This is a genomic window from Flavobacterium sp. XN-5 (genome assembly GCF_008033395.2).
GTDB lineage: Bacteria > Bacteroidota > Bacteroidia > Flavobacteriales > Flavobacteriaceae > Flavobacterium > Flavobacterium hiemivividum.
In genome coordinates, this window is record NZ_VOGZ02000014.1 from 1 (window position 1) to 19,806 (window position 19,806).

Below are 19,806 nucleotides of genomic sequence, written 5' to 3' on the forward strand. Positions count from 1 at the left end.
AAGAAAAAACATAGGTAATCACTTTTTACTCTACAAGATGTACTTGCTCGAGCGGATACAACTTAATGAATACTTATTTGTCTGTTACTGCGCAAAAAAGTAATGATGTGATGAAATTATTAACGATTTTCTCGGCTTTCTTTCTTCCGCTTACTTTTATTGTAGGTGTTTATGGAATGAACTTTGACTTTATGCCCGAATTGCGATGGAAATACGGATATTTATATGTAATTATTTTTATGGTTATTTTATCTGTCCTTATTTTTATATGGTTTAAAAGGAAGAAAATATTGTAGGTACAGTTACTGCGTTCTGTTTCGCACGGGTTGCTTACAACTTGTATATATGCGCTACAAAGTAGCGCATAGCCACCCAGAAAAGGGTGTATACACGCTATTGGGTTGCGTTTTGTTATTCTTTCAAATATATTCAATTTTTCTTACAAATCATCAAAGGTACTTTTTATTTATTACAGGCTTTTCGTACTTACTTAAGAGTTAGTTCTAGTAGTTTTACAATGAATTCCTTATTGTAAGGCCATAAAAAAAGAGGCGCAATGGCCTCTTGAAATTCTTCTTACTCATTTATCGTAAACCCCATAAGGGATGGATGTAGAGCGGTTTCGTTCAACACAGGTTCCTATGTAAAGCAATTTAAGTTATCAACAACTTTTTAAACTGAGCGATATGTCGTTATTTTTTGAGTATAAAATGCCGTTCCAACAGCTTGTTGAAAAAGTTGGAAACAACTTTTTGTCCGCCAAAGGCTCAGGACATGAAAAAGTTGTTCTAACTTTTTCAATAATGCCACGAATAATTTTCTACTCTTTTATTCCATATATTTTCTTTTGGTAATCTTAAATCTCAAGCTCCTATTTGTGGTCTAAACTAATAGCCACCAGCACCGGTTTGGTTATAAGATTGATAAAAAATAGCTGCCTGCTTCGTGATGTAGCTTGTATATTTTGCAACTACTACCTGTGTTTTGCAGTCTATTTCTCTTGTTGTATTGTGAGACTTTTAAGATGATTTTGTATTATCTTTTTAGTTTTTAGTTTTTTTTTAAAGAAAATCAGCTACCTACTTGGCGATGCGGCTTCCAATGGAGTTGGATCGGCACCATGTTTTGAAGTTGAATTTTCTGGTGTTTTAAGCTGACTTTTTTTTATTTTTTTCTAAAACTAAATTCACATTTACTTGATAGGGTGTTTGTTTTTTTATGACCGACAAAATTCTTCGAGTCATTTTATGACTCACTTTTACAATAATATTTTTTACGTTTTTTCCGTGATGCTTCCTATAATACTGTTGCATCTCGGCATCTTTCCGTATCGCTATCCATGCGGCTTCTATAAGATAACTTCTCAGTTGTGAGCGACTTCTAGGAGTTATTCCTAAACATTTTTCGCCTCCGCCACTGTTGTACATTCCAGGAACAATACCCACAAAACTGGCAAATTGTCCTTCGGTATTAAAGCGTCGCAAATCGCCACATTCGGCAATAATTACCGCTGACAAATAGCCTCCAATTCCTGGAATACTTTTCAATAAATAATAATCTGTTTTATGTTCTTTGCGACAATAAGCACGCATTTGATTCGCTATTTCTAAATATTCAGACTTGATAAATTTGAACATTCTTATTTTTCCTTGCAATGCCAAATCACCGCAATTAGTACTAAATTTCAAATTTTCAAGCCATTCTATAAATCCATTTGCCCAATTAGAATTGTCATATTCTGCTGGGATTTCAATACCATGGAAAAGCAATAAACTCTTGATATGGGACTTTGTTTGACGCAATTTTTTTGTAACTTGAGTACGATGACGCGCCAAGGAAGTAAACTGATCTTCGGCTTCAGTTGGAATATTTATACCAATTAAAGTGTCTGCTTTGAGTTGATTAGATAAATTTTTAGCGTCAAGAGTATCTGTTTTTTGGTATTTTTGTTTGTCTCCTGTTTTTACGTCAGCAGGATTTACAACCAATACATTCCAGCCCAAATTTAAGAAATAGCGAGCCACGGAAAAGCCACAACAACCTGCTTCATAAACCAAATTTACTTCATGTTTTGGAAAATTCTTCTCTATATAATCAAACAAATCCGATGATTTTGATGGCATAGAATAAGTTTTATGGAAAAAAATATCCGTTTGAATAGAAACAGTCCATGTTTTTTTGTGGATATCCAAACCAATATATATCTTTGGATTTGCAGTAATTTGAGTATTCATAATAATTAAAGATTTGGCAGCCATTTTTTGGACTGCAGTTAATATTTAACGATTTTTATTTGATGCTCAAATTTACTGCTTTTACATAGGTGCTTCATTGTTGGTCCATTTACAATTCCAATTCAAGAGGCAGAATGTTTCTACTGTAATTCCTGTGAATAATAGTAACAAGAATGGTTTTTTAGTGATGTCCCAAGCATCACTATTTTTTATTAATTTTTACTTAGTTTATTTTATATGTTTAATTCTCTTAAAAATCAGTTGGTTTTTTAAATTTTGGTGTTTGTATAAAATGTCCTTTTTTATCTACCATACCCCATAATTTTTTCACCTTAACTTTTGCCATTTCATTTGTGAATTGATAAGCATGGTCAAACTGATAGTCAATAATAATTAAGCCCTTTTCATCTATAAAACCGAACTTTTGTTCATAATTTTTAACTGCGCAAAGACCTTCACTAAATTCATCAGCCCAATAAAATTGTGGTTTAATAACTTCTTCTCCTTTTGTATTTATGAAGCCGAAACAATTATTTATTTTTATTAACGCAACACCCCCTTTAAAATCTCTTGCAAATTGATACTTAAAATCAATTATAATATTTTCATTTTCATCAACAAAACCATAATTTAAATCTTCATCTATTGCTATTGCTACACCACTTTTTAAATCCCCCGAAACGCGGAAACTCTTCTCCTTATTTGGATTGTCTTTTAACTTCTCTGATAATTGATTTCTTATAATTTTAACCTTACTTTCAAACTCTTCTTTATCAAAAACTCCATCACTGTATAATGTTTTTAAACTTGTATACTCTTCAGTTCTTTTTACTCTTTGCTCTAATTCCTCATCATTAATTTTAGTAATCTTATCTTGATACTCTGGTTCTGAAAGAACGTGGCTGTCTCTTAGATTTTTTAAATTTTCTGCTTTTGTGTTAAAGTTTTTAGTTTTATTATCCTCCACATTTGCAACTTTAATCAATACTTTTTTGGCTTCATTAGCCTTATAATTCTTGATATACTTATAAATTGCAAAAACAACTATTATAAGTAGTGTTGACATAAACGCCGCTCCAATATCTTTACTCATAACTTTTAATTTACTTCATTTCAGACGAATATAGGTATTTTTTCTTACTTTTGGATAAAATATAAACTATGTTGTTAGAAGAATTACTTAATAAATTTATATACGCTGAAACAGTTGACAAAGCTATAGAAGTTAAAAAAGAAATTGAAACTGTTATTCTTTCTTATCGAGTTCCATTATCTAATAGCTTTGAAAAGTGGAATGAACTTGCGGAATATTTTGTAAACTCTATAATCAGTAGCGTTAAAGTTCAAGGTATTGAAGTGGATTTAGAAAATGCTCTTAATCGAGTAATTTATGAACTTCCAATTGAATAATGTCTAACATTTTTTTTGCCATGATAATTTCCCAGTCTACTTTTGGAGTGTCCAATAATGTATGATTATGCATTTCTTTTTTACTCTCTAATTCTTTTAGTAATAAGAGAACTTTAGCTTTACAGAAATTCTCATAATCTATATAAAAACTCTTCTCTCGTTAAAGTTCTTTTTGTGTTTTCAAATATTTTTTTTTTCATTGTTATTGTTGTAAAGAGTATTTACAGCCTTCAAATAGCTGCATATATGTATTTACAGTATTGCGAGAAATACCTAATGTACTTCCTATTTTACGATTGCTATAACCGTCCAAATGTAAAGTAATGATTTGTTTTAAGTCCATAGGATCAAGTTTATTAGCCATATCGTATTGTTTTAGATAACAACAAGATAATAGCTGATTTTAATCTTTCAAAGTGGCACAAATCGAACCGGAATACCATGATTTATTAGCCAAGTGGCACAAATTGAATCGAAATAGTGGCACTATTCAAACCGAAATAGTGGCACAAATTGACCGAAATCACTAGCACAAATCGAACCGAAATATCCAATTTTTGACTATTTGTTTAAACAATATTATTCAATTGTAAAATTTAGTGCTGATTATACTCTAAAAAAGAGTGTTTATCGTAATTGACTTTCTAAGATTTTCAATAAAACTGTAAAATTTTCATCATCATTCGATTGCTCATTATGATAAACAAGTTTACCCACGTTATCAATTAAAAAATATTGAGGCATTCTGTCTACATCTAAGATCTTCCCTATACTTCTTCCTTCATTGTAATCGTGAATATCGCAAGTTTGCAACCAAGGCATTTCATACTTTTTTAAAGACCTAAACCACGAATCTGCCTGATTATCTAATGAAACAGATATTAATTGTAAGCCTTTAGTTTCATATTTTTCATTAAGCGTTTTTAACGTTGGAATTTTTTTTATGCATGGAGCACAGCTACTGCCCCAAAAACAAAGAAGTATAAGTTTTTTATTATTATAAAATGATGACAAATCAAAATTTTGTCCTTTATCGGATATAAAGGAGAAATTTGGTAAAGTATTTCCAACAGTAAGCGATTGTTTTTTCTTTATATATGCTCCAATTGATTTCCCTAATTCAGTCTCTTTCAAATTATTACTAAATTTAGTATAAATTGCGTTAAGTTCGTTAACAGTAATTGGATGATAGGAATTAATTATCTCTTTGTCAAAATAGTATAATGAAATATATACTCTAGGAAATAATTCCATAAATTTTACTTTTTGTGCTAAAAGTTTTTTTCTCGAATTTGAAACAATTGACCATAAAGAATCTTTATCATATCTTTTTAATTTGTCACTTTTTAAATTGCTGTAAATATCAAAAGCTAATTTACTACTATCTTTATATGGGGTTGTCATTTCTTCAAATATCTTCTTCTCTTTAACAAAAGGCACATTGGAAAAATGTATGTTATTTAATGAGTCGACCTTATTAATTTCTTGAATATCAATTTCAACATTCCCTCTTCCAATAAAAAAACTAGTTATTCCAAGGTTTCTATTTTCTTTATTTACAGATAAAACAACTTGTTCATAATCATACTTAATTTCACCTGTAAAATAAAATTGCCCCTTTTTCTCTTTTGTTTTTATAGGGATAAATCCGGAACTATTTGTGTAAAGTACAATATCAGCATCTTTATATTGTGAAGAAATAGATCCTGAAATTGTAAATTTGTTTTGAGCAGTCAATAAATGACAAAATAAAAAAAATATAATGGTTTTAGCTTCTAGTTTCATAATTGTAAAAGTTCATATTCAAGGAGTTTAAAACTACTTAGTATTAATAATTTAAACGTTGTGTTAAAGTTGTAGCTAATCGAGTCACGCAAGGGAATTTCACTCCTACGTTCTCACGGAAACGTACGTGAAAGTCTCCCTTCATACGGCTCTTCATGTAAATAAATCACACTAAATTTAATTCAATTTATGGATATACCAACAACCAATGTGCAAATAACCAAGGTTTTTCATCATACCTTGTTTTTAAGTATCGAACTGAAGCCTTTTTATACAAATCCTTTTTGTAGAGCTGTCCCATTCAACACAGCTTTCATCGTTCGTGCTGCTCACGCAACAAAACTTTTACGATTAACATTCGTTAATTTATTTAGGACTATACTTTTCAATTATGTCCATATATATTTCTCTGTCAGCTATTGAAAACAGTAGCATTTCAGTAAAGTATAAATGTTCTTGCTTTTCTTTATCTCCTTTCCACAATTTTTGATTTACTTGCTTTATGAGATTATTAAGTTGGAAATATGCATCTTTTTTATCGATGTAAATTTTGTCATCTGCTTTTTTTATAAAAAGCCTCTGATCTAAATGTTTAATATCTTTTATTTGATAATGAGAAATATTTTTTAATCGTATTAAAACGTTCAAGTCAAATGCTGACATTTTTGAGTTTCGACCTTCTGGAATAGGAAAATATTTTTCTCCAGCATTCTCAGAAAGTATTATCCAATTTAGTGAATATGCAACACGAGAATCATAAATTACGTTTTTATTCGGATACAAATATGCTCCGACTTTTGAAGAACTCGCAATTCTTTTAAAATGTGGTTTCTCTTTTATTAAAAAATCTTTAATAAGGATTATAGTATCTATATCTTTTGCCGTTGTAATTCCACCCCAATCCTTTATTATCCACAAACAAAGTTTATCAAATAACTCGCTATTTAATTCTAAAGACTCATTTAGTTTTTGACCAACAATTTTTTTCAATTGAAGTTCTTTTTGATAAGGAGGTAAACTATTTATTTCAGCAATTTGTATTTCTGATAAAGTTTCAAGTTCTAGAAGTTTTTCTATTCTCGCATTCCAATTATAAAGTTTTGGTAAGTCATTTTTGTATTTTTCTAAAAAATTTACGATTTTATCAATGTCAAAATTATAGGTCATCTATACGATTTTTTTGTTAATGAGTGCCAACGTCAGTATGTCTAACAACCCTCAAACTGGGTTGCCTTTGGTTCTTTAGAAGCTAAATATAGCTGATTTAGCTTACAATTATATCCTTATTGTAAAAAAGAGTACGGATTAAAAGCAATAAAAAATAGTATAAAGAGCCGTGAAAATTGTTGGTATAAATACATAGGCCACCTACATGGTATCTTGGAACGAACCCAAATGCTGCCGATAGCTATAAGGACTGTGAAAGTTAATTTTACGGCTAAGGGAACTTAGGTTTTATTGTGATGGAAAACTGAATACAATACATCACTGGAATTTCCCGTTAACAAATGCGCTTCTCAAGTTTAGAAAAAAGTAATACATAAAGACTATCAAATGCCGTTTATAGACGCTTTTATAAAATATACAGATTTGATAACTGGTGTTTTTCAGTTCAGTTACTCAAAAAAAGAAGGTTGCTAGATCAAAAAGTAATATATCTCTAAAATCTATTAATAAGACTATAACAACAAACAATACAATTCCGTACCATTGAGCTAATTTTATTAATTGATTTAGATTGTGGGCATAAGCGAGACGCTTGCGCCAGCAGGGGATTTTCGATCACATAATAGCACTCCAATTGTCAGGATCGTAAACGCCCGATTCTTTTTCTGCCTTTATTGTTTGATGGACTAAAATCCATATTCTTTCATTATTATCATCGTATGTAAGTATACTATTAATTAAGGCTTCTCTAATGAAAGTTAAAAACTCCTTTAGTTTTGTAGTATCACTCAAAACTCTTAGTATTTCAGTAATAAATAGGTTTTCGGCAAGTTTATCATCAAGAATAGAATCTTCAAATTCTTCGATAAAACAGTCGAAGTTGTCATTTATTTCGTAGCTATAATTAAAGTCTTTTTGTGTATTTTTTTCTTTAAAAATAGCTTTAAGTTCTCTAAAAATATCTGGTTGATCAAGAACGGGTTGTTTTACAACCCAATCCCATATGATATCAGGTTCTTCCTCATTTTCTAAAAAGCACAATAGTTGTTCTCTATATTTAGCGATTTTATTCATGATTTTTCTCGTTTAAAACTTTTTTAAAATTTAAATTTAAACATTTATTCTGAATTTAAGCAGGAAGGATTATATAAATGCAATTACTTCTTCTGCATTTCCGTTAAAATGAATGTAAGGATTTATTTGTGCCATATTTTTATTTTGAAATGCTATTTATACTTAGGAATACCACGTGAAGAAATAGATTTGCCATTACTCCTCCTTCTAGCGTGGTGCACCAGCTTGATATCTTGGCGGTAGCCAAAACTCTCATGATATCGGGACTGTGATAGTTAATTTTACGGCTAAGGGAACTTAGGTTTTATTGTGATGGAAAACACATTTTAACAACCGGATAAACTACTTCAAAAAAAAGAGGCCCAATGGCCTCTTGAAATTCTTCTTACTCATTTATCGTAAACCCCATAAGGGATGGATGTAGAGTGGTTCCGTTCAACCGGAGATTCATTGTTGGATATTCCGCTGTAAAGGGCGCCACGATTCCGCTACAAAGTGCACCAGGATTCCGCTCCAAAGTACACCACCCATTCCGGAGCAAAGTACACCACTTATTCCGCTGCAAAGTGGTTCTTCGTCAATTTTGGTGAAAATGTAAATAATAATTACACATTTATTTTTCAATAAATCCCTTTCCTTTTACAAAGAATACCCCAATTTTATCTAATAGATTATATACCTGGGCCTCTTTGTATTCTACTTCAAATGTCCTTTTTACCCAATCAGTGATCATTGGACCAGTCCATTTTTTAGCTTTATAACCATGATTTTGTGGCAGTTCACCTAGTATTAATTTCTTAAGTTGGTTAAGTTGACTTTCATTTAACAATGCTTTTCTTCCGCGTCCTTTTTTATCCACAAGGCCTTCTATACCTTCTTTTTCGAAGCGATGCACCCAATTTGTAATTTGTTTAAAACTAACTCCGTGTAATTCAGCTAATTTCCTGCTAGAATGTCCCAAAGATACTTTATAGACAATATAAAGTCTTATGCCAACAATGAAGGCCTTGTCGGTACTCAAAAGCTTTTTTATTTCATCAGCTTCATATCCTTGAACTTTTAACGAATAATTTCCCATAATCACTTGGTTAATGATCTGCTAATTTACGAATTTTGCGTGTAATTAAATTATATATAATTAGTGAAAGTTCCAAAATTTATATTACCATCTACCGTGAAACTAAAAGGCAACTCTTGTACATATCAAACCGGTAGTGTATTAATTAACGCCCTTACTTGCCAATTAAGCTCCAGGTGTCCTTTGTGCAACAAAAGAAGTAACCGAATACATAGTAGGTATTTTAGAGAATTAGCGGATTTACCTGTCTCTGGAAACTTAGTTAGAATCAAACTAGTTTCACGAAAATACTTTTGTGATAACACCACTTGCTCTCGCAAGATATTTACCGAACGTTTTTCAGAAGAGATAAAACCATATGGCAGAAGAATGAGCAGATCTGTAGAACTTATTTCTAAAATAGCTTTTGAGTTAGGAGGTAATAAGGGTGCAGGAATAAGCAAATTTGCAGGAGTTCCTGTCAGTTCCTCTACTATAGTAAGAATCATCAAAAAACTTCCCAACAAGGAGCAAACAATAACATCAGGTATTATAGGAATTGATGACTGGGCATTTAAAAAAGGTCGTACTTATGGTACTATTGTTGTCGATCTTGATTCAAACCAAGTAATAGATTTGCTTCCAGACCGGGAAGCAGGGACGGTTTCTGACTGGATAAAGAAACATCCTGAAATACAGGTCATATCCAGGGATAGATATAGACCTTATGCAATAGGAGCTACCAATGGAGCACCGCAAGCAATACAAGTAGCAGACCGATTCCACCTTATGAAAAACCTAGGAGAAGCTACCAGTCGCATGTTTCAAACCAAAAGTAAAGTCCTTAGAGAGGTTTTTGATCTTTATAATGATAACCAGACGCAGAAAGAGTCGGTAAAACAAACGCAAGTAAGCGAAACTATACATGGTGATGATGACAAGAGTACCAGAATCAATCCAGCAAAATCCTATAAATTCAATAAAGTCAAAGAGTTGCAGCAACAAGGGTTTTCAAAAAGGGCCATTGCGGATGCTTTAAAAATAAGCAGAAAAACTGTTGCCAGATATTTCAGTTTAGATGCGCTTTATATTAGAAAAGGCCATTCCCGAACTAATTTTGATTCATTTACTCCCATTTTAATGCAAGAGGACAGTAAGAGTAAAACATATAAAGAGTTATTTCAGACCATTAAAAAAGATGGCTTTTCGGGCAAATACACTAGTTTTTGTGAAAGAATGAATAATCTCTATGCCTCCAACAAAATAACCAGAGCGGGTATTTCTCCAAAAACGGACCAAATAAGAGCATGGTCTCCAAATCAGCTTTCATTCCTACTTTACAGTGACAAAGAGAAATTAAGTATTGAAAACAATCGATTCTTGGATCTTTTATTTAACGCATGTCCAGAAATTAAACAGATTGGGGTACTAGTAAAACAATTTAAGGACTTATTCAAAAGGAAGGAGCCGGACTCCTTGTCAAAATGGATCGCTAATGCTCAAATGGTTGATAATCTACCTTTCAAAAATTTTGCTAAAAATCTATTAAGAGATTATGATGCTGTTAACAATGCAGTGGTTACCCCATATAGTAACGGACAAGTTGAAGGCCAGGTTAATCGACTTAAGAATATCAAAAGAATGATGTATGGAAGGGCTAGCTTCCAATTATTAAGAAAAATGGTTTTATCTAAGTCGATTCTTTTTCACCAAAATTGACGAAGAACCACTTTGTTGCGGAATCGTGGTGTACTTTGCTCCGGAATGAGTGGTGTACTTTCGTCGGAATATCTAATTGTTCGTGCTACGCACGCAACAACTCTAGCTGTTACCTGCAGTTTTTAATATCCTCCTCCGCCACCTCCTCCGGTAAATATTTGTTTGGCTGTTGAATATTCTAATTTTACATCTTTGTTTTCTTCATCGATTTCATCACCTGATTTAAATTTAAAGGTTGGAATTTTTGCATTTTCATCGTAAAAATAAATTTTGTTTTCCTTTAATATTTTGAAAAACTCATTGTTGTTTAAAACATCTTTTGGAGAAGTTAACCAACCCTTATATACAGATTCATAAGTGAATAGCCAATATTCATTTATCAGATTCTCTTCTATTAAATCTGGTTGTAAAAATGAGGTGTCTACTGTAGAATTTATTAGTCCCAATTTTTTTAAATCCAAAGCGACTAATATTGAAATCAAATCATTTGAGTTAAATATTAATTCAGAAATTGAGTCTTTTAATTTAATATTGAACTCTTTGCATATGGTTAATGCCCACGAAACTTCATATTGATGTCCTTTGTTTATATGATTTTCGATGAGTTTATTTAGTATTCCTCTTAATTTGTCTTTGTTGACACGAGATTTATTACTGCATAAAATTTGGGCAACACTTTCAAAGGTTCTTGGTTCTGTAAGTAAAACCTTAAGAATTACAGATTCGTAGAAATCCCAATTTTCATCATAAAGTGCAATACCTTTTAGAACCTGAATTGTAAAAAGTAAAACAGAATCTTTATGGTGTTTTCTTGCAAAATCAAATGATAAACTTGTAAATCTTTCTAAATCTGTTATTTGAGATTTGGGATTGTTTCTAAATTTAAAACTGCCTAACTCAATAGACCATTTTGTGTCAAAATCAAATGGAGTTTTGGTTATTTCTGTTTTTTCTTCATTAATATCTAACTGATATTCAGCTAAAGTTTTTTGATAGAACTTAAAGGATTTTTCTGCTTCTGAATATGAATCACAATAAATGTATATATCATCAATGAATCTAAAGAATTTAATGTTGTTAGATTTAAATTTACTTTGTAAAATTTCATCAATTTTACAATTAATAATTTCGGATACTATTAATGAAGTATCAGGACCAATAGGGATACCAACAGTTTGACCTGAATTACTACTTCTAAGAATCCTATCCAATTCATTTCCAATTAAAGTATAATCGTCTCTTTTAATTTTAGCTGTTGCTTTTGTGTGTAATAGCCAAGGAATTGAATGCGTATATATTGAGCCGTAAAATTTTGATATATCTGATTTTACTTCATAGTAATTATCGAATGATTTTATAAATCGTTCTCTTTTGAATTCCCCAAAACTACTCTTAGTTGTAAAAGCTCTATTTCCTTTCGGATCTTCAATAGGTATTGTGTATGATGATTTTGATAATTTTAAAGTATTATCAATTTCTTTCCAGTTAGTAATAATAAATTCAGTTAACTTAATTTGATGAATTGGATTGGGAATTGATAATGTTCTTCTGCTTAAAGAAACTTTGGGTAAATTAAAGACAGTAGATTTTGTCTCTCCGAAAAACTTTCTTCTTTCTTTAGATAAACTACTAAATTTTGCTTTCCATTCTTTTTTGACTTTAACTAAGTTATTAGCTAATGGATAAGTAATAAATTGAGGTGGTAATTCTTTTGCTAAGTAACCTTTTTCAATTAGTTTTTTTTCTGTCATAAAGTTTTCGTTTTTCTAAAATTGCAGGTAACGTCAGTTCGTCTAAAAACCTGCAAACAGCGTTGTTTTGTATTAATTATAAAGTAAATATAGACGATTTAGATTACAATTAGTTTCTTTTTGTAAAAAAGGAATTGTTCTCCAAATATTGCAAAAGGATAAGAACTTATTGATTTTGTCAAATGATTTGCGCCGTTCATTATAAATTTTACGTCCGAAGCAATCATACAAAATTTACCAATTACTAATTTATCTCCAATAAATTCAAAATGATATTTTACGTTTTTCTCAAAATTATTAACATTTTCAAAATCATCATAATAAGTATAATCACCTACTACAATATTAGGATTTTTAATTAAGTTTTTTAGAAAACAAAGTTTATCATAATTTTCAAGTGGGAATTTTATGTTTTTATCTGGAACTTTCATTTTTATTATTTTATAATTTCTTCTTTTTTTTACGAGTTTGCTCGATAGTGCCTCACAACATGGTGCTTCTTAGAGATGACTGGAAAATAGTAACCTCCCAATTTTCGGATTAACGTAAATACGATTTAAAAACGGTAATTCCACTAAAGTCTCAAATACGGCTAAACGGTTGTTGAACTAAACCTTCGGTAGCACGATTGTGGATTTTGATTATCTTACGAAGATAACTAAAATCTATTCTTATGACTACAAAAAAAAGCATCCAGATGCGGTAAGAGAAAACAATATTCTCAACCAAGCCAAGCGAGAAGTTCCGGGTTTTGAGGAACTAATAGATCGATTTGAGCGCACCATTTCGGTTTTAGGACGAAGTCCAAGTACTTTTAGAAATTATTCGCTCCATGTAGCTTCTCTTGCTTTGTATTTTGGGAAGATTCCCACCGAATTGGACCCTGAGCAAATACATGACTACCTTTTTTATCTACAAAAAAAGTCGAAAACCCCTTCACAAACCTATTTTAAACACACTGTTTACGGTCTTCGATTTTTGCTAAAATCGGAGGGGTTAGCTTATGAATACTTACGTTTACCTTCTATAAAACACGAGAAAAAACTTCCTGTAGTACTCAGTAAAGCTGAAGTTTGGGCGATGCTTCAAGGGGCTAAATTGCTCAAGCACAAAGTCCTTATCGGTTTGCTTTACGGCTGTGGACTTCGTTGTATGGAAGCCCGCTGCGTGCGTTTACAAGATTTAGATTTTGATAGAAAACAACTCAAAGTAGTACAAGGTAAAGGAAAGAAAGACCGTTATGTCCCCCTTTCGGTTCATTTGATACGAGGATTGAAGAAATATATTGAAGCCGAAAAACCCAAAGAGTATCTTTTTAATGGTCAGCCTTTGCCTAATGGAGCTGGAGGCGATTTTGATAATCGATACAGCCAGCGCGGCGTACAATGGGCGGTAAAACAAGTCGCCAAAGCCGTTGGGATTATCAAAGAAGTTCATGTACACACACTACGCCATTCCTACGCCACACATTTGCTTGAAGACGGTATGGATATTATGACGCTCAAAGATCTTTTGGGACACCAAAATATAGAAACAACCATAGAATATTTGCAGATTGCTCAATTAGAGAGCCAACAAAAATTTAGTCCCCTTGATACTCTTTTTGCTCAATGCAGCCCAGGTTTGAAGTAGCCGATGTGCTGAGAAAGCTTGGAACAAGAATTGAAACTTTAGGATTAAACACTTGGCAACTCCGAACTTTATCTGCCCTAAAACGCTGTAGAACATCAAAACTAGGTGGCCATATTGATGCCTGTGATGGTTGCGGAAAAATCAGGATCAGTTACAACAGTTGCCGCAATCGGCATTGCCCAAAGTGTCAGGGTAACAAGCGAGAAGATTGGATTCAGGCAAGAGCCACTGAGCTTTTACCAGTACCTTATTTTCATGTGGTTTTTACCTTGCCAGATAGTATTAATTCTTTAGCAATTCATCAGCCCAAAATGGTTTATGACATTTTGTTTGAAGCGACTTGGGAAACGCTAGGACAATTTGGTAAAACCAAGGATATACAGACTGGAATGATAGCCGTTTTGCATACTTGGGGACAGCAATTGAGTTTGCATCCGCACTTGCATTGTATTGTTCCTGGTGGAGGAGTAAATAAAGAAGGGAAATGGCAAAATAGCAGAACGGATGGCAAATTTTTATTCCCGGTCAAAGCCTTGTCGAAAGTTTTTAAGGCGAAATATTGCGAAAAACTCAAAGCAAAAGAGCCGATTAAATACGAACAAATCCGGCGGGAATTATGGAGAAAACCTTGGGTGGTATTTGCTAAGAAACCTTTTGGAAGTCCAAAGTCGGTGGTGGAATATTTGGGGAGGTACACCCATAAAATTGCCATTAGCAACCATCGAATAAAAAATATCGACAATCAAAACGTCACTTTTGAGTACAAGGATTATCGGGTAGCGGGAGCAAAGAAGCAAATGACACTCACTCACGGGGAATTTATCAGGCGGTTTTCATTGCATGTTTTGCCCAAACGTTTTGTGAAAATCCGTCATTATGGCTTTTTGAGTAGCAGCTGGAAGCGCCAAAAGTTGAAACTTTTGCAGGAGAAACTCAAGGTTAAAACATTGGAAAAAGTAGAAAAAAAGCCCTTTTTACCCAAATGTCCCTGTTGTAAAACTGGGAATTTACACCGAATAGCGGTTTTTGACCAGCGTGGTCCGCCCCCTTGGTATCTTGGCGGTAGCCAAAGTGCTACTTCCTGTGAAAGTTAATTTTATGGGTAAGGGATTTTATGCCCAAAAGTGACCGAAAACACTCAAAAACGAAGCAGAAACTACTCTAAAAAAAAAGAGGACCATAAATCCTCTTGATATTCTCTCTAATTTTTTTACGATAAGTGCATAGGGTTGCGGAAGTGGAAACGGTTCCGTTCAACCGGAGTTTCATTGTTCGTGCTACGCACGCAACGAAACTCTTAGCTGTTATAGGGCGTTTTTCTCATTTGTCTAGGCGGGCTATTAATGTTGTTGGATACTTCTTTGTCAATTCGCTAATATATTTCTTTGCTTTTTGTAGCCGTAATTTGTCCACGCTGTTTAGGTAAGAAAGCCAACCACCAACGTGATAAAGTAACTTTTCATTTTTCTGTTCAGTTGGCAAAATCAAGTGATGAATTTTTGCTCTTAAATCCTTGTATTTTTGCTTTCCAATACCTACGCTATCCTCATTAACTATCAGTCCTGTTACAATTTTTGCTCTAGCTGAACTAGCTATTCTTGTTTTTTTATGATTTACTTCAAAATTTTCATCATTTATTATTGTCTTAATCATTGGTATGATTTTTACAACTTTTGTTGGATTTAGACCTGAAAAAGATAAGTCGTCTGCATAACGAGTATAGCTAATTCCTCGCTTTCCAACATATCCTTGAATTCTCAAGTCTAAATTCCAAGCCGTCAAGTTAGCAAGCATAGGCGAACAGGGGCTTCCTTGAGGAAGCATATCATTGTATGTGCAAATATTTGTAAAAACTGTTGCTATTAGTTTGTTGTATCCGATTGTTTTAAAGACGTTGTAAACCTGCTTAGAACTAACTGTTGGGAAGAAGTCCTTTAAGTCAAGATTTAGTATTGTGTTTGCTCCAATATGTGGTAGAGCATTATCTAATGTCGAGCTACCTTTTCTAAAACCCTTACAAGAAGGAGAAACTTGTATTTTGTTTAGAATATTAACTAATATCCAGGATTGAAGTCCTTTTAGTTTTTTACTTGGTTGGCAGATTGTCCTTTTGCCTCCTGATTTCTTTGGAATCTCAAAAGTCTTATAGTATTTGTCGGAATGGTGAGACAATTGGTAGATTGTATATTTAGAAATATGTGTAACAACAGAAAAATCATCAATGCTTTGGATTACGGGTAATCCAAGCATATTAAGTTTTATGATTTCTGTTTTTGCCATATTCTTAAAGTAATGAAGGAGGTCGGGCAGTTCTTTTTACTTCACAATTTTTGAGTGAAGTTTCATTGTGAAGCTTCATTGAAGCTTTGCGATGAAAGTTTGCGATGATAAAGTTGAGTTTAGAACTCGGATGCCGAAACAACATCCACTCGCATTTTCAATTGCATAACACAATTTACTAAGCGTCTAAAAAGAACTTACCCTATGCCTTCAATTTTTTATTTCTGTATTTTAAATTTAATATTTCAAGTCTTAGATTGTCTATTTCTATTATTTCATCTTGCCTTTTAATGCGGGACTTAGTTTTTTGAAAGGCAAAAAATGTTTCAAGTCCTAATGTTGTCAATTTATACCCATTTACTGTAAGTTGTATTTGTTTCTTTTTTATTAGAATTGTCAATGCTGTTGTTGTTGTCTGAAAAGAGTTTAATTTATCTTCTGTCGCTGAGGCAACAAGGTTAACCAAAGTCTCCTTTGAAACTGGTTCTAATAGATAGATTGACGGCAATAAAAAGTTTTCCAATTGGAGCAAAGAAATTTTGTCACCACGTTTAGCACTTGCCTTTTTCATTTTCCTTAATGATGAAATTAGTTTGTCAATTTCTTCATCAATATCATCAGGGTCAATAAAAATTAGCCCAAATGGATTTGCTTTCTTTACAAGTCTAAGAGGACCTTGGTTTATAAAACTTTTGTCCTTTTTATATTTCTTGTCGACAAGACAAATTAGTTTACTTCTTAACTGCTCATCATTGGCGAATGCACCTAATTCTGCAAATGAGCCAGGACTTTCAGGTATTAAAACAATTGCATCAACGCTATCAGCTAAAAGTCCTTCAAGAGATAGAAGGTCTTTTGTTTTGGAACTATAAAGTAATTCGTCAAATATATCTTCTGGATAAATAATGTCAGCCCAAAATCTCCGCTTTAAGGCTTCAGCTATTTTATATCGGATTTTGTCTTTTTGAGTAATGTCAGCACCACATAAAAATACAGTAGTCTTAAAGTTAAAGGCAGGTTTGTAAATGTCGTCTCTAATTTTGTTAGATATACGATTGCAGTCTGCTTTTGATATGTCTTTATAACTGTCTATCACTGTCCGTGTTGTCTTTTAAAATGCCCTATAATCGAGTCACGCAAGGGAATTTCACCCCTACGTTCTCACGGAACCGTACGTGAAAGTCTCCCTTCATACGGCTCTTCATGTTAATAAATAACACTAAATTTAACTCTATTTATGGATATACCAACAACCAATGTACAAATAAAGTAGGTTTTTCATCATACCTTGTTTTTAAGTATCGAACTGAAGCCTTTTTATACAAATCCTTTTCCCATTTGAGCCATTATAGCAACCGTGCATTGAGCTGAAACCACACCATACGCATATCATCTTTCCAAAAATGTGTCCGCATTGTCAAACCGAGACCATGAAAACCATCGAGAAAATACCACCCAATAAATCGCCTCCAAACCAACTAAAAAAATTGACAAAAAATATTTAAGTACTTTATTTTAAAAAAATCCGATAATAGGAATGGGGATACCTATGCCCTAAGGTGACTTAAAACACATAAAAAGAATAACTTCTTCCTTTAAGAACAGAAAAAATGACCCAAAAAACAAATAAGCCCATAAAAAAACTCCGAATTATAATCCAGAGTTTGATTTGTAAAAAGTAAAATACGAAAGTAATCCCCATAAGTTGAAACGCCCATTAAGCTCCCCAAAGCTGATAACGACGGGTTCCGTTCAACAGCGACTTCTTGCTGGGTCTTGCAGACCGCATGAAGTCTTACTTATTAGCTGATGTTTATTTTTGGACTTAGTTATTATAGTAATAGTTTTTTCCACCTTCTTGCAATTCTATTTTAACAATTTGGTCAAAAGGTATGACATTCTTTAATCCTGACATAAATCTTGATTTACCGCCTTTTAAAGTGTCATTTTCCAATGTTACAGTATCGAAATAAAAATATTTCTTTTTCCCGTTTATTAATGTTACTCTCATTTCAAGTGAAGGAGAATTTTGGACAAAAACTAGATTTCCTTTTTTGTCTGTTGCATTTAGATATTTAATATCGTTTGATAAGTATTTAAATTTTTTGTAAAAAAGTGGATTATTAGTTTCAACTTCTTTCATTTTATTATTGTCAGTTTTAGTAAATTGACTTTTGAAACTTTGGGGTGTAATTGTATAAGTTTTACATGAAATCAGTAAAAATATTATTCCAAGTCCGATTAATTTTAATTTCATTTCTGTTAGTTATTTCTGGTTTTTAATATATATCTTCCAACTTGTATATAACATCAAACATGTACATCTTTTTGAAAGTAATATCATTATTTATGCTATTTATCTATGCTTACAAATTGAAGTTTTTTAAACTAAAATCACAATACCCTATTTTAGTGATATTTTAACTTTAATTAAGAGTATAATAGTAAGCTAATTCTAATGCGGCATCTTTTCATTTCTTTCTTCTAGTTCTCCAGCTATCATTATAATGCCTCTTCCTCAAATACTCATAAAACTTCCCTCTCTTTCAGATAAAGCCTAAAATCCATAACACTATAAGCCCAATTATTTCATACCACTGCATTGTGATTATAGATTTGATTTTGATCTCATACCTATAGCTTTAATTAGTTAGCCATAAACAGAATAGTGTGGGTCTGGAATTAAGAACTTAATTTTAAGTGGAAAAAATATTTATTCTATGAATTGAAAATTACAAAATATCCATTAAAACAAGAAAGTAACCAGTCAAGAGGTTCCTCTTGTTTATATTATTGTAAAAACTCGGCTTGTGCGCATGAGCGAGACGCTCGTGCCAGGAGAAATCTATAATTTACTGTTCTAGCTTCAGGGCATTTTTCAAGTTTAGAAGAAATACATTCTCTTATTCGGCTTCCGCCACAGCGGATAGAATAAACCGAAAATCCCACTCACTTTTCACTACCTCTAGTTCCGTTCAACCGCGGGTTCATTGTTGGCTTTACAAGCCCAACGAGCCCTTAGCTGTTAGTGGTAGTTTTTCTTTCCATCAGTCAATTAGTTTAGTGTCAAGCAACGATAATGATTGTTGCACCCCTTCGTCAAATAGTCGTCCGCTTAATTTTAATTTATCTTTTGTCCTTACTTTTTGTTCGTCTGAATTGTCAGCAAAGTAAATTACCAATGTTCTAAGTTGTCCTTTATATTTAATCTCAGTCGTCAAGTATATGTGTCCACCATCTGCACCGGTTGATAGAGTTTGGAAGTCCGCTATTTCTATTTCAAAGTTTGATATTTTGTCGAACAATTCCCAGCTTTGTTCAAAACTGTCCTTACTAATTTCGGAAACAACAAAATGTTCTTTAAAGTCATTAAGCAATAAATTGTTGTCTGTCCAGTAGCCGTAATTGTCTTTGAATGGCATTTTTAATATTACACGTCCTGCCTTGTCCAAACCAATTTCACGCTCTGGTATTCCAGTTTCATTGTTGCACTCTACAAGCCAATATTGCACTTCGTCTATTTTGTCGTCAAAGTCTGGATTTGCTTTGGGAATAATCGTTGTCAGAATACCTACCAATGCTTTTTTCAATAAACTTTTTATCAGTCCATCTTTTGCTGTCTGGCTGTTGCTTTTTGGTGCGTCAAATTGTATGTAGGTTGTCTTCATAAAATTACCACTAACGTCAGTCTGTGAAA

18 protein-coding genes are annotated in these 19,806 nt (G+C 32.6%); 5 read left to right on the plus strand and 13 right to left on the minus strand.

The window, feature by feature from the left end; translation table 11 throughout:
• The first annotated feature begins 65 nt into the window (after positions 1-65).
• Positions 66-296 (plus strand): CorA family divalent cation transporter, encoded by a 231-nt coding sequence (locus FQU23_RS15830; protein ID WP_165425781.1) that lies wholly within the window; start codon positions 66-68, stop codon positions 294-296.
• Between the two features lie 852 nt (positions 297-1,148).
• On the opposite strand, the gene FQU23_RS15835 is transcribed toward FQU23_RS15830, so the two are convergent.
• Both FQU23_RS15835 and FQU23_RS15840 read right to left on the minus strand, forming a co-directional pair.
• On the minus strand, positions 1,149-2,234 hold the full coding sequence (locus FQU23_RS15835; RefSeq protein ID WP_147674703.1) for an IS110 family transposase: 1,086 nt from the start codon (positions 2,232-2,234) through the stop codon (positions 1,149-1,151).
• A gap of 250 nt (positions 2,235-2,484) precedes the next feature.
• Positions 2,485-3,327: a WG repeat-containing protein gene (locus tag FQU23_RS15840; RefSeq protein ID WP_147674704.1), complete on the minus strand. Its 843-nt coding sequence runs from the start codon at positions 3,325-3,327 to the stop codon at positions 2,485-2,487.
• Positions 3,328-3,395: 68 nt separating this feature from the next.
• On the opposite strand from FQU23_RS15840, the gene FQU23_RS15845 reads away from it, so the two are divergent.
• Positions 3,396-3,644, plus strand: a complete 249-nt coding sequence (locus tag FQU23_RS15845; protein WP_147674705.1) for a hypothetical protein — start codon at positions 3,396-3,398, stop codon at positions 3,642-3,644.
• A gap of 202 nt (positions 3,645-3,846) precedes the next feature.
• On the opposite strand, the gene FQU23_RS15850 is transcribed toward FQU23_RS15845, so the two are convergent.
• The 5 genes from FQU23_RS15850 to FQU23_RS15870 form a co-directional block, all read right to left on the minus strand.
• Positions 3,847-4,008, minus strand: a complete 162-nt coding sequence (locus FQU23_RS15850) for a sigma factor-like helix-turn-helix DNA-binding protein (protein WP_245181135.1) — start codon at positions 4,006-4,008, stop codon at positions 3,847-3,849.
• Between the two features lie 263 nt (positions 4,009-4,271).
• Positions 4,272-5,429: a TlpA family protein disulfide reductase gene (locus FQU23_RS15855; RefSeq protein WP_147674706.1), complete on the minus strand. Its 1,158-nt coding sequence runs from the start codon at positions 5,427-5,429 to the stop codon at positions 4,272-4,274.
• Between the two features lie 366 nt (positions 5,430-5,795).
• Positions 5,796-6,596 (minus strand): hypothetical protein, encoded by an 801-nt coding sequence (locus FQU23_RS15860; protein WP_147674707.1) that lies wholly within the window; start codon positions 6,594-6,596, stop codon positions 5,796-5,798.
• 615 nt (positions 6,597-7,211) lie between these two features.
• Positions 7,212-7,670 (minus strand): hypothetical protein, encoded by a 459-nt coding sequence (locus tag FQU23_RS15865; protein ID WP_147674708.1) that lies wholly within the window; start codon positions 7,668-7,670, stop codon positions 7,212-7,214.
• A 613-nt stretch (positions 7,671-8,283) separates the two neighbouring features.
• A complete protein-coding gene (locus tag FQU23_RS15870) occupies positions 8,284-8,748 on the minus strand; it encodes a helix-turn-helix domain-containing protein (protein ID WP_147674709.1) in 465 nt (154 codons plus the stop codon).
• 96 nt (positions 8,749-8,844) lie between these two features.
• On the opposite strand from FQU23_RS15870, the gene FQU23_RS15875 reads away from it, so the two are divergent.
• Positions 8,845-10,446 carry an ISL3 family transposase gene (locus FQU23_RS15875; protein WP_317165213.1) on the plus strand — a complete coding sequence of 534 codons (1,602 nt, stop codon included), beginning with the start codon at positions 8,845-8,847 and terminating at the stop codon, positions 10,444-10,446.
• Between the two features lie 122 nt (positions 10,447-10,568).
• Here the strand turns inward: FQU23_RS15875 and FQU23_RS15880 are convergent, their stop codons facing one another.
• Together FQU23_RS15880 and FQU23_RS15885 are read right to left on the minus strand one after the other, a co-directional pair.
• Positions 10,569-12,197: an RNA-directed DNA polymerase gene (locus tag FQU23_RS15880; RefSeq protein ID WP_147674711.1), complete on the minus strand. Its 1,629-nt coding sequence runs from the start codon at positions 12,195-12,197 to the stop codon at positions 10,569-10,571.
• 98 nt (positions 12,198-12,295) lie between these two features.
• Positions 12,296-12,628, minus strand: a complete 333-nt coding sequence (locus tag FQU23_RS15885; protein ID WP_245181136.1) for a hypothetical protein — start codon at positions 12,626-12,628, stop codon at positions 12,296-12,298.
• Positions 12,629-12,827: 199 nt separating this feature from the next.
• Here FQU23_RS15885 and FQU23_RS15890 point away from each other — a divergent pair, with 199 nt between their 5' ends.
• Both FQU23_RS15890 and FQU23_RS15895 read left to right on the plus strand, forming a co-directional pair.
• Positions 12,828-13,829, plus strand: coding sequence for a tyrosine-type recombinase/integrase (locus FQU23_RS15890; RefSeq protein ID WP_317165212.1), 1,002 nt, complete (start codon positions 12,828-12,830; stop codon positions 13,827-13,829).
• A complete protein-coding gene (locus tag FQU23_RS15895; protein WP_147674712.1) occupies positions 13,808-14,923 on the plus strand; it encodes an IS91 family transposase in 1,116 nt (371 codons plus the stop codon). Before FQU23_RS15890 ends, FQU23_RS15895 begins: the two co-directional genes overlap by 22 nt.
• Before the next feature lie 226 nt (positions 14,924-15,149).
• Here the strand turns inward: FQU23_RS15895 and FQU23_RS15900 are convergent, their stop codons facing one another.
• The 4 genes from FQU23_RS15900 to FQU23_RS15915 form a co-directional block, all read right to left on the minus strand.
• Positions 15,150-16,109: a retron St85 family RNA-directed DNA polymerase gene (locus FQU23_RS15900; RefSeq protein WP_147674713.1), complete on the minus strand. Its 960-nt coding sequence runs from the start codon at positions 16,107-16,109 to the stop codon at positions 15,150-15,152.
• Positions 16,110-16,311: 202 nt separating this feature from the next.
• Positions 16,312-17,205, minus strand: coding sequence for a retron St85 family effector protein (locus FQU23_RS15905; protein WP_147674714.1), 894 nt, complete (start codon positions 17,203-17,205; stop codon positions 16,312-16,314).
• Between the two features lie 729 nt (positions 17,206-17,934).
• Positions 17,935-18,366: a hypothetical protein gene (locus FQU23_RS15910; RefSeq protein ID WP_147674715.1), complete on the minus strand. Its 432-nt coding sequence runs from the start codon at positions 18,364-18,366 to the stop codon at positions 17,935-17,937.
• Between the two features lie 790 nt (positions 18,367-19,156).
• Positions 19,157-19,777 carry a hypothetical protein gene (locus FQU23_RS15915; RefSeq protein WP_147674716.1) on the minus strand — a complete coding sequence of 207 codons (621 nt, stop codon included), beginning with the start codon at positions 19,775-19,777 and terminating at the stop codon, positions 19,157-19,159.
• Between the last annotated feature and the right edge of the window lie 29 nt (positions 19,778-19,806).